This is a genomic window from Acinetobacter sp. IK40 (assembly GCF_035615075.1).
GTDB classification, from domain to species: Bacteria; Pseudomonadota; Gammaproteobacteria; order Pseudomonadales; family Moraxellaceae; genus Acinetobacter; species Acinetobacter courvalinii.
In genome coordinates this window covers 23,576-38,449 of the sequence record NZ_JANBOE010000002.1, presented here as the reverse complement: position 1 = coordinate 38,449, position 14,874 = coordinate 23,576, and the positions used below count along the sequence as shown (strand labels likewise).

General features: G+C 43.6%; 9 protein-coding genes and 1 pseudogene. 2 read left to right on the top strand and 8 right to left on the bottom strand.

From position 1 onward, the window contains the following. Positions 1-253: 253 nt before the first annotated feature. The 8 genes and pseudogenes from MSG93_RS04080 to MSG93_RS04045 form a co-directional block, all read right to left on the bottom strand. Positions 254-2,893, bottom strand: a complete 2,640-nt coding sequence (locus MSG93_RS04080) for a bifunctional aconitate hydratase 2/2-methylisocitrate dehydratase (protein WP_005230954.1) — start codon at positions 2,891-2,893, stop codon at positions 254-256. Between the two features lie 259 nt (positions 2,894-3,152). After that, on the bottom strand, positions 3,153-3,512 hold the full coding sequence (locus MSG93_RS04075; protein ID WP_324620673.1) for a hypothetical protein: 360 nt from the start codon (positions 3,510-3,512) through the stop codon (positions 3,153-3,155). A 104-nt stretch (positions 3,513-3,616) separates the two neighbouring features. Beyond that, positions 3,617-4,075 carry a DUF4124 domain-containing protein gene (locus MSG93_RS04070; RefSeq protein WP_324620672.1) on the bottom strand — a complete coding sequence of 153 codons (459 nt, stop codon included), beginning with the start codon at positions 4,073-4,075 and terminating at the stop codon, positions 3,617-3,619. 127 nt (positions 4,076-4,202) lie between these two features. Beyond that, on the bottom strand, positions 4,203-4,457 hold the full coding sequence (locus MSG93_RS04065) for a hypothetical protein (protein ID WP_005286447.1): 255 nt from the start codon (positions 4,455-4,457) through the stop codon (positions 4,203-4,205). 94 nt (positions 4,458-4,551) lie between these two features. After that, positions 4,552-4,851 (bottom strand): DUF4189 domain-containing protein, encoded by a 300-nt coding sequence (locus tag MSG93_RS04060; protein WP_324621009.1) that lies wholly within the window; start codon positions 4,849-4,851, stop codon positions 4,552-4,554. A gap of 57 nt (positions 4,852-4,908) precedes the next feature. Continuing rightward, on the bottom strand, positions 4,909-5,067 hold the full coding sequence (locus tag MSG93_RS04055) for a hypothetical protein (protein ID WP_324620671.1): 159 nt from the start codon (positions 5,065-5,067) through the stop codon (positions 4,909-4,911). A 397-nt stretch (positions 5,068-5,464) separates the two neighbouring features. Then, positions 5,465-9,970 carry a translocation/assembly module TamB domain-containing protein gene (locus MSG93_RS04050; protein WP_324620670.1) on the bottom strand — a complete coding sequence of 1,502 codons (4,506 nt, stop codon included), beginning with the start codon at positions 9,968-9,970 and terminating at the stop codon, positions 5,465-5,467. Positions 9,971-10,018: 48 nt separating this feature from the next. Next, positions 10,019-12,478, bottom strand: a pseudogene (locus MSG93_RS04045) (autotransporter assembly complex protein TamA); the annotation flags it as partial. Between the two features lie 414 nt (positions 12,479-12,892). On the opposite strand from MSG93_RS04045, the gene MSG93_RS04040 reads away from it, so the two are divergent. Both MSG93_RS04040 and coq7 read left to right on the top strand, forming a co-directional pair. Next, positions 12,893-14,212 carry an MFS transporter gene (locus MSG93_RS04040; protein ID WP_005286459.1) on the top strand — a complete coding sequence of 440 codons (1,320 nt, stop codon included), beginning with the start codon at positions 12,893-12,895 and terminating at the stop codon, positions 14,210-14,212. Positions 14,213-14,215: 3 nt separating this feature from the next. Then, the gene (coq7, locus tag MSG93_RS04035; protein ID WP_009509536.1) at positions 14,216-14,851 is read left to right on the top strand and encodes a 2-polyprenyl-3-methyl-6-methoxy-1,4-benzoquinone monooxygenase; all 636 of its coding nucleotides are present in this window, start codon (positions 14,216-14,218) and stop codon (positions 14,849-14,851) included. Positions 14,852-14,874 lie beyond the last annotated feature (23 nt).

Genomic DNA, 14,874 nt, shown 5'->3' with positions numbered 1-14,874 from the left:
CAGGTTATAATTTTGCCAATAAAAAATACAGATTAAAGTTATTCCGAAAAGTAAATCTTCATTTTTAATACATTTGCTTTGCCTAAATTGTTAAGTCTTATCTGGCATTACACTCATGTACAGGATCAAAAAATAAGGGCTGATTAATCAGCCCTTATTTTCAGCTTTTGCCCAAGCAAATCATGGATTTGCTCTTCTTGCGAAGTGATACTTCTCAGGGAAAAGCCCTTCGGCTTTTCTTGATCCTAGCTCATTAAGTCAATTGAGCAGCTTGGATTTTCTTGGTATCAACTTGATCAGCTTCTTTTGTATATTCGCTCATCTTGTCGAAGTTCAAGTATTTGTAGATGTCAGCAGAAGCGCTGTCGATTTGCGACGCGTACTGTTGATATTCTTCTGGGCTTGGTAATTTACCAAGAACCGCAGCGACAGATGCAAGCTCAGCAGAAGCTAAGTAAACGTTTGCACCTTGACCTAAACGGTTCGGGAAGTTACGAGTAGACGTCGATACACATGTTGTGTTCGGTGCTACACGTGCTTGGTTACCCATACACAATGAACAGCCTGGCATCTCGGTACGCGCACCAGCACGACCGTAGATGTTGTACATGCCTTCTTCCATCAATTGATGCTCGTCCATACGTGTTGGTGGAGCCAACCATAAACGAGTAGACAATGAACCACCAGGTACTTTGTCAAGTAACTGGCCCGCTGCACGGAAGTGACCGATGTTAGTCATACAAGAACCGATGAATACTTCATCAATCTTGTCGCCTTGAACGTCAGAAAGAAGTTTCGCGTCATCCGGATCGTTCGGGCAGCAAAGAATTGGTTCTTTGATGTCAGCAAGATCGATTTCGTAAACTTTTAAGTATTCTGCATCAGCATCTGCTTTTAACAAGCTTGGGTTATCTAACCACTTCTGCATGTTTTCAGCACGGCGTGCAAGTGTACGCGCATCGCCATAACCTTCAGCGATCATCCACTTCAACATGGTGATGTTAGAACGTAGGTATTCAGCAACTTTCTCTTCTGAAAGCGTGATTGAACAACCAGCAGCAGAACGTTCAGCAGACGCATCAGAAAGTTCGAATGCTTGCTCAACAGTCAAGTCATTTTCCATTTCTGAAAGATCAATCTCAAGGATACGACCAGAGAAGATGTTTTTCTTACCTTTCTTCTCTACAGTCAAGTCACCCGCTTGGATTGCGTAGTAAGGAATTGCATGTACAAGGTCACGTAAAGTGATACCAGGTTGCATTTTACCTTTGAACTTAACAAGTACAGATTCAGGCATATCCAGTGGCATAACACCAGTCGCAGCTGCGAACGCAACAAGACCAGAACCCGCCGGGAATGAAATACCGATTGGGAAACGAGTATGTGAGTCACCGCCAGTACCAACGGTATCTGGAAGCAACATACGGTTTAACCAAGAGTGGATAATACCGTCACCTGGACGTAGAGATACACCACCACGGTTCATGATGAAGTCAGGTAATGTATGGTGCGTTGTTACGTCAACCGGTTTTGGATACGCAGCAGTGTGACAGAAAGACTGCATCACCAAGTCAGACGAGAAGCCCAAGCACGCCAAGTCTTTTAACTCGTCACGAGTCATAGGGCCTGTTGTATCTTGAGAACCAACAGTCGTCATCTTAGGTTCACAGTAAGTACCCGGACGGATACCTTGACCTTCTGGTAAACCACATGCACGGCCAACCATCTTCTGAGCTTGGGTGAAACCTTTGCCAGTGTCAGCAGGTTGTACTGGAGTACGGAACAATGTAGAAGGTGCAAGACCTAGTTCTTCACGTGCTTTCGCAGTTAAACCACGACCAATGATCAGGTTAATACGACCGCCCGCACGTACTTCGTCTAAAAGTACAGGTGTTTTAAGGTCAGCTTCTGAAATTTGAGCGCCGTCTTTGAATGCGGTTACTTTTGCAGCAGCATGATCAATTTTCAATACAACTTCGTCGCCCATGTTCATATTGGCAACGTCGATTTCTACAGGTAATGCACCTGCATCTTCCATGGTATTGAAGAAAATTGGCGCAATTTTAGAACCTAAGCACACACCACCGTCTTTTTTGTTTGGAATGTGTGGAAGTTCGTCACCGAAGAACCAAAGAACTGAGTTAGTTGCAGACTTACGAGAAGAACCTGTACCAACAACGTCACCTACGTAAGCAACTTGATTGCCTTTCGCGATAAGTTCTTTAATTTGGCTTAATGGACCAACTTCACCTGGTTTTTCAGGGTTGATACCATCACGCTCGTTTTTCAACATAGCGTTTGCGTGTAACGGGATGTCCGGACGGCTCCAAGCGTCTTGAGCTGGAGACAAGTCATCGGTATTGGTCTCACCAGTTACTTTGAACACAGTGATTTTGATTTCTTCTGGAACGTCTGGACGGCTTGTGAACCATTCAGCATCAGCCCAAGATTGTAAAACAGCTTTAGCTGCAGCATTACCTGCTTTGGCTTTGTCTGCTACGTCATGGAATGCATCAAATACAAGAAGTGTTTTCTTTAACGCTTCAGCAGCAAGCTCAGCAAGTTCAGCATTATCAAGAAGCTCAACAAGTGGCGCTACGTTATAACCACCAAGCATCGTACCGAGTAAGTATACTGCGCGCTCTTTGGTTACGAGTGGAGAGGTTGCTTCGCCTTTTGCAACGGCAGCTAAGAAAGCAGCTTTTACATATGCAGCTTGGTCAACACCTGCTGGAACACGGTTTTCTAGCAAATCAACCAGGTATGCTTCTTCACCTGCTGGTGGATTTTTTAATAGGGCTACAAGTTCAGCAGTTTGAGCATCATCAAGCGGCTTCGGTGGGACTCCGAGTGCGGCACGTTCTTCAACGTGTTGGCGGTAAGCTTCTAGCACAGTGTTATTCCTCTTTTTTAAAAAATTACTTGTAAGTTCCAGCTTTGTACAAGCTTTACAAGCAATGTGGACAGCAAAATTTTACTAGACTTCGCGTCAAATGTTAATGCAACTACCGTATTTCTACGTGATGTCCATTATTTTATAGCGAAATGATCCCCTCTTTTAAATACCGCTTTGGTCTAAGGTTAATGTCTAATAAAACAATAAATTACATCTATAAAAAAAGACAAACGATGTTGTCTTTTTTATGAACACATTAAAAAAGTTTATAGTTCGGTAGCTTGTCATGTGGTGTAGCCAAGCATTCGTCCATAAATTTTTTCTTTAAATTTTCACGTAATGCTTCTGGATCTTTTTTCAGTTCATCAACCGGGATTGCATAAACATTATCCAGAATATTAAAGATGAACTTACGTGTCATTTCATCTTCAATTTTGCCCGCATGTTCCGTTGCTTGCTTCTGGTCAATTCCATTTTGACGATCTAAAGTGATTGAGCGCGCAGCGTTCCCGACACTGACACAGTAACCATGCCATTGTTCTTCAGGGGTTAACGGCTTTTTCTCAGCACAACCAGCCAAAACTAAACCTAGTGCAATCAACAAAACTTTTTTCATCTTCATACTGCGGCTAATTTGATGCCCACCATCATACTGAAACTTGTTTATTTTGCAAAAAGGAAGCAGCTAAAAGCTTGCTTTCCGTAATAAAAACATACAAATCATTTATTACATTGCATGTTATTGGCGATCTTTTGACACTTCCCTCCATGTGCTGAAAGATAAGTCGTGCCCGCCACTAAATTATAAGACTTGCCTTTTGTATCCCAGCACCTTACGCCATTGCAGTTTTTTACGGGAATGAGGACTCCACTTGCTGCCGTCAGATTGCTGGCTGTGGCATTGCTTACAGGTTTGGATGTCGTTGCTGGAGTTGCAGTCATTGTGGCCGCTTTTGGCTCTTTAGGTGCAGTTGACTGCTGTACTGCGGTATTGCTGCTGTTCTTAACCGGATCGAGTTGTGGTTCGATTTTTTGTGCAGGTGGTGGCGTTGCTGAATAGGTGGTAACACCTTTGGCATCGACCCATTTATAGTATTCCTTGGCATTGACTTGGAGTGTGGAACTGAGCAGTATCAAGCCAAGCACTGCCCAAAGCTGACCGAAAGTGACAGTTTTCATGTGTTTTCTCCAAAAAATGTCTTAAATTCATTTATTATCAATGTCTTATAAAAATTCTATCATATTTTATCTATTCGAACCTTTGTTTTAAGTAGCTCGCTATGCCTATAGATCAAAACCTTAAAAATTATTGGTTGATCTTAAAGTATTTCTGACACCCCTCCATCCATTCTTCAGATACAGGAGGGTCATTTGGAAATTGAGTATTGGCTTTGTTGCAATCCTTTATATCTTCAAATCCCTTAGCGGCTGGATAGGTATACCCGTAAAATCCATCGGTATTTTCATCATACCCACCTGTTCGTTTATACTCTCTACATAAATAAACGATAGAAAATAATGTGATCGCTAAAATAGCGATTATTAGTCCTTTAAACATCATTCTTATGCTCTTTTATTTAATTTTGGATGCTTGCTTACCCTTTAAAAATCAAATTAATCGTCAATGAACAGATTTAAAATACCGTGATAAGCCATTAATATCTAATAAAACGTGGTTGACTACAGGCTGAGTAATGGACACGACAATTTGAATCTTCTGAATTACAGCTGTTTAAACCAGCTTTCGATGCTTCTTGTTCACTTTTCTCCAACCTGACAAAAAAAACTTTGTCCCCACTTACTAGAGCAGCACACTGGTTACTAAAGTTTGTTTGAATGATACAAGGGTTTCCTCCTTTATTACGGCATTGTCTTAAGGCTTCATCTTCAGCTATTTTTTCACTATTTTTATCCATAGCAGCCCCTAATATTCCTTTCACTCCATCTGTGGCAATAGAACCCCACTTTGACTCCCACGCTCCTGTAGGGCGAGGTGGCGATAATGGTGCTTGTTATTGCTGAAGTGGTGTATCATTACCACCAGGAATACACGTCCAGTTCTGTCCATTGTTGACTGGTGTCATTCCATTAGGGCAACCACCTTCTGCATAAACTGAACCACTTAGACCTAACAAACCTAAGCACAACAAATGTTTTAGAGATTTCTTCATTCCAAACCCTCCTTATCACGCACATCCCTCTATTGTGCAATTGTATAAACATCACAACAGATGCACTCAAAAAGTGGATTTATCTATTCAACTATAAAATCAACATCACTCGGACCAGTAATTTTAATTTTGGATCAAGAACTGAAATGACTTAAAAGACACCTATAAAAATCTAAATTACTATAATAAAACAATGACTTGAATCTTATACTTTTAGCATTATCCTTAGCATAGCCTCTAAAAAATTGGCATATACTGTTAATAGATCTGTCCTCATTATTTCTTTGTGACAATCAGATCTTAAAGTTTTCAGATGTGATTTTAGCCCATAAAAAAAGAGGAACTATTTCAGCGAAATAATTCCTCTTTCCTGTTCTAAGCCTAGCTTAAAGAAAGCTTAGAAACGCCAGTTATAGAATACGTCAATTGCACGTTCTAAGGACTGACTTGCTTCCAGATATAAACGGCGGTTCATCTGATAACGCAAGGTCAACTTGTTCACTGGGGTAAACACACCAATACCATAACGAATAAACAGATCTGGCGTGATATAGCCTGTCAGGCTGACCTGCGTATCATCACCGGTACCCTGTGCATCCAGCGCCAGACCACTTAACCCGAAGGTTCGGCCAATCTGGTTGGTCAAAGCACGTGTACCACCCAAGCCCATACTGATCCCTGCGGCAGCAATGGTATTGTTTACATCCGACTTAAAGCCCTCAGTATTACTTAAACCGCTGTTACCTTCATTAATACGGCCAGTCAATAAGGCATTCAATGCTTCCTGTTCAGATAAGCCAGCATCGTTATAAATCTGAATATTCGGCACGGTTGCAGTACCTGTAACACGGACACCGACCATGCTGCCCTGAACCGGTTTATTGGCATCAATATCCAGTGTCGGGTTTGCCAACGGTCCGTTAAAACGCGCAATCGCACGATTCAGGTCAAGGCTTTGACCATAGGCTTCGATCTTGACTTTCTGGCTGACACCAATGGCACCATTGGCACGCATGGCTGTTTCCAGACCACGTTGAGATAAATGCAAACGTCCAACCAGTGGAATGGTACTTTCGAAGCCCTGGAAGATCACCTGATTTCCAAGTGTCACGGTCATATCTGCACGAATATCCCAAGGCTTAGCCGCTTTCAGGGTAGCCAGCAAATCTTGTCCCTGTTGTACTACACGCACATCCGGTGAAAGATTGACGACACTTTCAGAGGTTTCTGGCATGGAAATACGCGCACGCGGAACATCCACCGTGCCTTTCAGGCTTAAACGCTTGTCAAATGGATAAACATCCAGACTCAGATCAGGCTTCACAATTGCCGTAATCATAGGTGCCTGACGCACCAGCAAATTATCGCCTTTCAAAGTCAGGTTTAAATGTGGATCATTCTTCCAGTCAAAGTTACCCTTTAAGCGACCCACACCTTGTCCGCTGTTAAATGCACCATCAATCGTGGCATAGTCTTGGCGAATCGATGAATACAGCTGGATGTTGCTTAAATTGACCGGCAGTGAAATCATGCTGATCGCACCATTTTTCAAGCGCATCTCACCGGTAATCTGTGGCTGGGTCAAAGTACCGTTGACTTTTCCGGCCAAGGACAAGGTGCCCGCCATTGAGCGCACATCCTTGATAAATGGCTTGAATACTTTGAGCTGTACATCATCAAATGCTACTTCACCACGCATCGGCATATTGTTCTGGAATGGATCAATAATCACATTGGCATATCCCGTTCCAATATCCGGTGTCTTCATATCGACACGGAATAACATGCCTTCACTGATACTTTTGGCAATCAGGCTTAGTTCATCATAAGTCACTGTCGTGGCAGGATCTTGCGGATCATCCGCGGCCAGACCAATCTCACCTTTACGTGTGACTAAACGCGCATCCAGTTTTGGATGACTGCCGTTCGCCCACGACGCTTTGGCATAACCATTGAGCTGTCCTGTAACCGCCAGACCTTCTGGCATAAAGGCGGTAAAGTCTTTTAGATCCAGATTCTTGGTAATCAGCGAGAAGTTACCTTTGGCCTTACTGATGCGGGCCGGCTGATCCAGACACAGCTGACTGTTTGAACTCTGCCAGCAGTGCTGTCCAATATAGAGTTGCTGCTGTGCTGCGGTATAGATAATCGGCGCATTCTGGTTTTGCACCAGACTGATATTACGCGAGGTAAAGTTACCTTTCTGAACCAGTCCTAACCAGTCATTGTTTGGATTAAAACCACCCGCCAGTTGTACATAGAAATTAGATTGTCGGTTTTTACTTTCAACCTTCAATACATGCGCTTTACGCGTTCCGGCCAGATTTACGGTGGCATTCTGGATTTCACGATTACCGTTACGTAACTGGGTTAACGTCGCCGTTAACTGGGTTGGAGTGGTTTCAGATGTTGGCAGTTCACCTTGTACACGTAATGACTTGATACTGACAAGATCATTAAAGGCAAAGTTGTCGACCGCCATGTTCGCGGTTGCTCTTAAACGCGGTTGTGACTGGACGTTTAGACTACCATAGGCACGGCCACGTAAGCCCGGATATAACTCATATAATGCAGGAGCATTGAGTTTAATTCTCAAGCTTTGTGCATTGCCTGTAGCCTGTAACTGGTTCTGTGCATAAGCCAGGAATAGGTCGTTGGCCTCAAATTGCTGCGGTAAAAAACCTTGCTGATTTGAATCAAGTAATAGGCTGAGATTACCACGACCGCGAACTGGCTTATTGTTGATGAAACCGGCTGCGTTAAGCTGGCGTATATCAATCCGTTTCAGCTTGTCTGACCAGACCCCTTGTGTTTTCACATGCCCGGAGACTTCACCTTTAACCGTAGAAACAAAATATTGTGGTTTGAAACGTACCAGTGAGGCATCAATATCCCAGCCCAGCTTGTCTTTCAGATTCACTGACCCGGTCGCAAATACTTTACCTGCGACACCATCGTGCTTTAATTCTTTAATATTAATGTATTCAGGCGTTCCGGCTACATTAATCTTTAATAAGCCATCCCCCTGATTTAAGGCGTTAAGCGAACCGTCATAATCCACTGCAAAGCTCTTGAATCCGCCACCCGCTTTTTCATCATGGAAAATTAAAGCGGCAGTACTTTTACCTTTCAGTGCAATGGTTTCTTTCTGGTTGGCCTGTGCCAGCTGACCTTTTAAATCAATCTGTTCAAACTTGATCACTTGCTGATTCGGTTTGGCAAAACCATTGGCTTTGATTTCCCCATTGAGCACATTGACCGGTGCAGCTGCAGCAATCGTTTGCGGATTAAAATCTTGTGCCTTAAGCTGCGCTTGCCAAGACAGCTGCTGCTTTTCGGTTGGTAATTTTACTTTGGCCTGACCAGACAAACTGGCTTTTTCAGCCAGATAACGGAAATTTTCAACATTTAACAGATTGTCTTTTAAATCCAAACGCGCTTCATATTTACCCGTTGGCAATAAACCCTGTTCATGCGGACGTACCGTGGTCGCAACATAAATATCCTGTTGACCCTCTTTTAACGCCACATTGGTATGACCTTCTTCACTGCTCAACCAGCCGATATAAGGCATGGCACGGTCAATGCCTTTCCATGAAATATCCAGCAACATAGGCTGAGCTTTGTTATTTTTTTCTTCGGCCTGATCCAGCTTGAGTGCCCAGCTTTCATATTTGTCAAAAGCCACTTGAGCGGTCAGCGCCAGACCTTTTTGCAAGGAACCGGAAGAACTGATATTGGCATCCAGTTTCGGCGGTAAAAAGTCCTGTGCGATCTGCGGTACCGTGGTATTTTCAGGATCTAAATGGTCCAGACGCCCTTTCAGATCCCAGGTGACATGCTCATGCCAGTTTACAATACCGTTCAGGCTCACTGCACCTTTCATCAGCTGGCCATTTAAATCACGGATATTTAACTGATGCGTTAAATCGGTATCCATCAGTGCCGTATATTTACCTTCCGGAATCTGCTCACCTTTTAAATCCGTATCAAGATTCAACACCAGTTTTTGTATATCACCGTTAAACTTGACCACACCATCTTTAGCAAACAGCTTCTGGTCTTTCAATAGAGGTAAATGATAATTTTTTAAGAACAATTCGCCCTGCATCGGCACATGTTCACGAACCGGATGCAGAATCGCCCGACCTGTGAGCAAATCAGGAGTGGTGGTCGCAACCCCCAGTCTTAAGGTATCTAAAGAACCGCGCGCTGCCACCTTAATGGTTTCGATATCCAGACTTTTTAATGAAGGAATGATCAGATCAGCCTTGGCATTTAAAGGATATTTCCCACTGAAATCCATATGACCTGAAGCATTCTGGACGGCGAGATAACCCATATCCATGCGCGAGTCTTCAAACTCCAGCTTGGTCTCAGACCATAAGGCATCTTTCAGATAGACATCGTTAAAATCAACTTTTGAAGTTGCGGTCTGGATTTGCAGATGATCCAGACTGGCTTCATCAATCCGTAAGACAAAAGGCAGCTTGATCGGCTCGAATCCAAAAGGTTCATCCGAAGGTGGTTTCTTATTGATAATTTTTAGATTACGGACATCGGCATGACTCAAATGTACTTCTTTATTTAGAATCGCGCGCCAGCCCAAAGAGACATCCGCCCGATCTAAAGAAACATCTACCGCCTGTAACTGCACCAGAATATTTTTCAGGATAATGCCCTTGAGCAGATTACCGCCTTCATATTCATATTTAATAATTTTCTGGCTTTGCAATACGCGATCCAGTAGAAAGCGGCTACCTTTATCGGTAGACATCATCACAATTAAAGAACTGACCAATAACAAAAGAATGATCAGCACGATCAGCGCAATATTACGACCAATGTGCCGTTTTTTTCTTGGTCCAGCGGGAGGTGTCAGTTGCTGTTCTACTTCCGTCATAATCAACCTGAAATTGTTTTGCCGCGTTAGCAGGCTAAATAAAAGTTTTTAAAGTTGTGGACCAATAAAGAAATGTAATCGAATCGGATGATTCTCATTGGAAATACCTGAAGCAACATCGAGACGAATTGGCCCAATTGGTGATCTCCAGCGAATACCGACACCCACGCTATATTCTGTTGGATTGCTAAACTGTTTGTCATAAGCATTACCAAAATCCGAGAACACGGCCGCACGCCAACCATCTTTAAACTGATAGTTATATTCAAGTGAGCCAACCCCTAAAGCCTGTCCACCCAATTTATAGCCATTTTCTTCTGGTGATAAGCTCTTATAGTCGAAGCCCCGTAGTGACTGATCCCCACCAGTAAAGAAGCGCAAGTTATAAGGTACTTTATTAAAGTCATCGGTAAAAATATAGCTGGCATCGCCACGACCGACAAACTGGTGATTGTCATTTTCACCCAGTGAATAAATAAAGCGCCAGCCGGCACTCACAATCGCCATATTGGCGTCAGACAGCAGCGATTCTGTGCCCAGTTCAACTTTATAGGTCTGTTTAAAGCCACGGGTTGGATTCAAACGGGTATTACTATTGGTTTTAGAAGCCTCGTATCCCAACAGCAAAGACTCTTGTTCCGAATCAATTCCGGAAACCTTGAAGGCATCCGGTAACTCATCGATATCGACATCGCCTTTTTTGGTTAAACGGTCTAGACGGTAACGTAAGCCAAAGGTATGTTGCCAGTCACCCAACGGATTTTTGATGACACGTTCACCACCCAGTACTGCAGATTCCACCAGCAAGTTAACATCTGGACCAATATCATCCCGCGTTTCCCGCTCATAACCACCCACAAGGTTAAAATAGTCATTTAACGGGTGCTTATAAGGAATGCTGTAACGGCCATCAATCGACTGGCGGATTTCAGATACTTCCACGTTGGCATCGAAAGAATGACCATATTTATTGACAATGGCACGACGGTACTGGGTACGGATACGGGCGCCGGTATCAGTCCCATAACCGATACCAGTCTCTAAACTATTTAAACGATCGGCATTTAAGGTCACCACTACCGGAATCTTCTGGTCAATACGCGCCTGTTGTTCCTGCTTCTGACGTGTCTCGTCATCATCCTCATGTGTTGGCATCGGCATTGATCGGGCTAACGAATAGCTCTGTGCCTGTTCGGCCCCCGAGAATTGCGATTCATCTACAACATCCTGAGTGACTTCTTCAGCAGAGGTAATTTTCGCACGGGCAAGATCCGCCTTTTGCTGGCTATTTAACAGCTGGGACTGTTCAATACGTTGCTGGTCGACCAAAGCTTGCAGATCCGGCGGCAACTCCAGCGGAGGCTGGATAGCATCCGGCTTGATGGTATCCACCAGCGTATAGTTAAAATAACGGGTATTGGTTAAGTTATTTGCCAGGGCATTTACACGCCAGAAGGCATAATCATCATCTTCATTCCACGGTGCCAGACTATCTAGCACTTTTTGGGTCAAAGGCAATGGCTTGCTCGGATCACTCATCCGGTATTCGACTTTCTTGAGTTTGTAACGCTCACCGGTTTCATATTTCAGGTTAATATCGGCGGTCTTTTCCGGCTGGCTGATCTTCACGTCATGCAGACGCCAGAACGCATCAAAATAACCGTTATCTGAGGCGACTGTGGTAATTTTGTTCTTGGTTTCTTCATATTTGCCGTGGTTAAAAATATCACCTTCATCTTGTTCCGGAATCAAACTAATGACCTGGAACTGCGGAATGTTAGCCCCTGCACCGGTAAATTCGATATTTTGTTCTTTGATTTTTACCGGTTCATTCGGTACCACAATCACCTTGACCTTGTTGTCACTTTCTTTGACAAAGGTGTAAGTGGCATTGTAATAACCGACAGCCTGTGCTGCCTGATTGGTTAAAGCACGCAATTGCGGTAAGGCGACATTGAACTCTTCAAAAGATTCCTGTGTAAAGCTGGATAATTTGGCCTTGATATTTGCGGCCAGAACAGGTGGTGCACCTGTCACATCGGCGGTAATACGTGGCACCTTATCTGGATTAAGCAAATTCTCTGGACGGAACCGATGCCAGATACGTTTAAAGAAACCTTCTTTTTCAGCATCCTGCTCAGTTTGGGTCTGAAATTCAGGTAAGGTCCGGCCGGCCTCGTTGGCTTCAACAACAATTTTACTGTCGGTCTGAATGTCGTGCATTAACTTGTCAATATTGACGGGTGCACTTTTAATCTCGGTCAGTTCGGTTTGAGAAACATCGCTCACCGAAACTTCAGGTGTTTTGGCGGTATTGTCACGATAATTTTTTGCTTCGTTTTTTGCATCTTCTGCTACACGGAAGATTTCATTGGCCATGCCTTGATCCACCGGAATCACCGGCAGATCTTCCAGATTATCGTCGAGCTGAATTGGTTTTAACTCGTCAATCTGGTTGGCCGCCTGCTCCTGATGTTTTAAGGCAGACAAACTGTCCTGCACAGACAACGGATTCTCCGGGCTATTGAGAAGCGCTTGCCGTTGTTTCATCAGTGCAGCTGCTGCATCCGCCTGTGGCTCAGTCTGATCCGCTGTCTGATTTTCAGGCGAGTCCGGAATTTGCTCTTGTGCACAAGCAACTGATATACAAGAACTAATTAAGAAACCGCTACAAATAAGTTTAGGAAAACCCTGCATTTTAAAGATTAAATGCATAGAATGAACCAGTGTTGACTGTTTAAACTTCGATTTAGATGGCATGTAGAACTCTAAACTTATTTTTTAATTTATCGTTTTTGATGGCTGAAATAACTTCAAATCTTTGATTTTTCATCCAATCAGACAGGGATATCATACATGCATTTCATCACATTTTTACAGTTCGTCACATTTTTTTATAAAACACAATGAAGTGAACACACGATGAAACAAGATGAGCGCTTAATGACATCACGTCGGTTTGCACCGATGTTTTTCACGCAATTTTTTGGAGCACTGAATGATAATGTTTATAAACAAGCGCTCTTATTGGTCATCACTTATGGCTGGATACAACAACAAAGTGCGCCAGTCAGTACTTTAAATAATTTAGCAGCGTTACTGTTTATTCTGCCTTACTTTTTCTTTTCGGCTACAGCCGGGCAAATTGCAGATAAATATGAACGTTCCCAACTGATTCGCTTCATTAAAATATTAGAAATCGTCATTATGCTGATTGGTACTGCAGGTTTCTTGCTGGGCAATCTGTGGTTATTGTTATTTGCGCTGTTTTTGATGGGAACGCATTCCACCTGTTTCGGGCCGATCAAATATGCCATTTTACCTGAGATTTTAAAGCCACAAGAGCTAATGTCTGGTAATGCCTTATTCCAGTCAGGTACATCGATCGCGATTTTACTGGGCATGATTCTTGGCGGTGCGGTAATTGCTTCTTCTGAAGGCAACCTGCTCTGGATCAGCGTAACTGTGGTGACTATTGCTTGCTTAGGCTATTTATGTAGCCGTTTTATCCTGCCGCAAAAAGTTGCTGCACCTGATTTAAAAATTGACTGGAACTTTTTCCGCACCAGTTTCCAGACCATTGGCTATGCCAAAAGCATCCCGGTTGTGTTTGTGATTCTGTTAGGTAATTCTTGGTACTGGTTCTATGGTGCAACCTACCTGACCCAGATTCCGCAACTGACACAGCAAAATTTACATGCTTCAGAAAATGTGGTCAGTCTGCTGTTAACCTTCTTCTCGGTCGGAATTGGTGTCGGCTCTCTGTTATGCCGACGCATTGGCGGTACAGAGATCAATATCAAGATGGTGCCCTATGGCGCAATTGGCCTGACGGTTTTTGCCCTTTATCTCGCTGCCAGTCTAGCGTTTGTACCTGAACGTACAGGTGATCTACTGACGTTGAAAGATATGTTTAGCCAAGGTGCAGTTTACTATCATGTGATGCTTGCCGTGACCCTATTGGGCATCAGTGGCGGTTTTTATATCGTACCGCTTTATGCCATGATGCAGGCCTATTCACCACGTTCTCATCGGGCGCGTGTGGTGGCAGCAAACAATATCCTGAATGCTGTATTTATGGTCTCTTCGGCAATTTTTTCAATTTTAATCTTAAGCATTTTAAAAATTGATATTAAGATCTTATTCACTATTACTGCTGTTTTAAGCGCAATTTTTTCGTTCTGGTTATTAAAACGACTCAAACCGTTACTGCAAAATGCGCCCAATACTCTAGAGGATTAATATATGCGTCAATACACAGGTCTCGATAAAGTTATTAATTCTTTTGATCAGGCTTTACGTAGTCTGGTACCGGGCGCGACCAGTGCCCAACGCGCCAATCCAGCCAGCGATGAACCTTCACAGCTGTGTGTCAGCGATGCACGCCATGTTGCAGGCTTGATGCGTGTTAACCATAGCGGCGAAGTGTGCGCCCAGGCGCTTTATCACGGGCAGGCATTGACTGCAAAACTGCCTCACGTGCGTGAAGAAATGCAGCAGGCTGCAATTGAAGAACAGGATCATCTGGCCTGGTGTGAAGATCGTTTAAAAGAACTGGATAGCCATACCAGTGTCTTGAACCCGATCTGGTACGGCTTGTCTTATGGCATGGGTGCAATTGCAGGGATTGCAGGTGATAAATACAGTTTAGGTTTTGTTGCAGAGACTGAACGTCAGGTCAGCCAGCACTTACAGGAACATATTCAGCAATTGCCAGCGCATGATGACCGCTCCCGCAAAATCCTTGAGCAGATGAATGAAGATGAGTTGCATCATCGGGATACCGCATTGAATGCAGGTGGTGTGGATTTACCGGTGCCTGTACGGATTACCATGACCGCGATTTCAAAATTAATGACAAAAACCAGTTATTATCTATAAATCATTCAAGGGAATTATGAATT

Excerpts from the sequence above, each read along its gene's own strand:
- MSG93_RS04075 (WP_324620673.1), bottom strand. The coding sequence starts at position 3,512 with ATGAAAAAAGTTTTGTTGATTGCACTAGGTTTAGTTTTGGCTGGTTGT.
- MSG93_RS04070 (WP_324620672.1), bottom strand. The coding sequence starts at position 4,075 with ATGAAAACTGTCACTTTCGGTCAGCTTTGGGCAGTGCTTGGCTTGATA.
- MSG93_RS04065 (WP_005286447.1), bottom strand. The coding sequence starts at position 4,457 with ATGATGTTTAAAGGACTAATAATCGCTATTTTAGCGATCACATTATTT.
- MSG93_RS04055 (WP_324620671.1), bottom strand. The coding sequence starts at position 5,067 with ATGAAGAAATCTCTAAAACATTTGTTGTGCTTAGGTTTGTTAGGTCTA.
- MSG93_RS04050 (WP_324620670.1), bottom strand. The coding sequence starts at position 9,970 with ATGACGGAAGTAGAACAGCAACTGACACCTCCCGCTGGACCAAGAAAA.
- MSG93_RS04040 (WP_005286459.1), top strand. The coding sequence starts at position 12,893 with ATGAAACAAGATGAGCGCTTAATGACATCACGTCGGTTTGCACCGATG.
- coq7 (WP_009509536.1), top strand. The coding sequence starts at position 14,216 with ATGCGTCAATACACAGGTCTCGATAAAGTTATTAATTCTTTTGATCAG.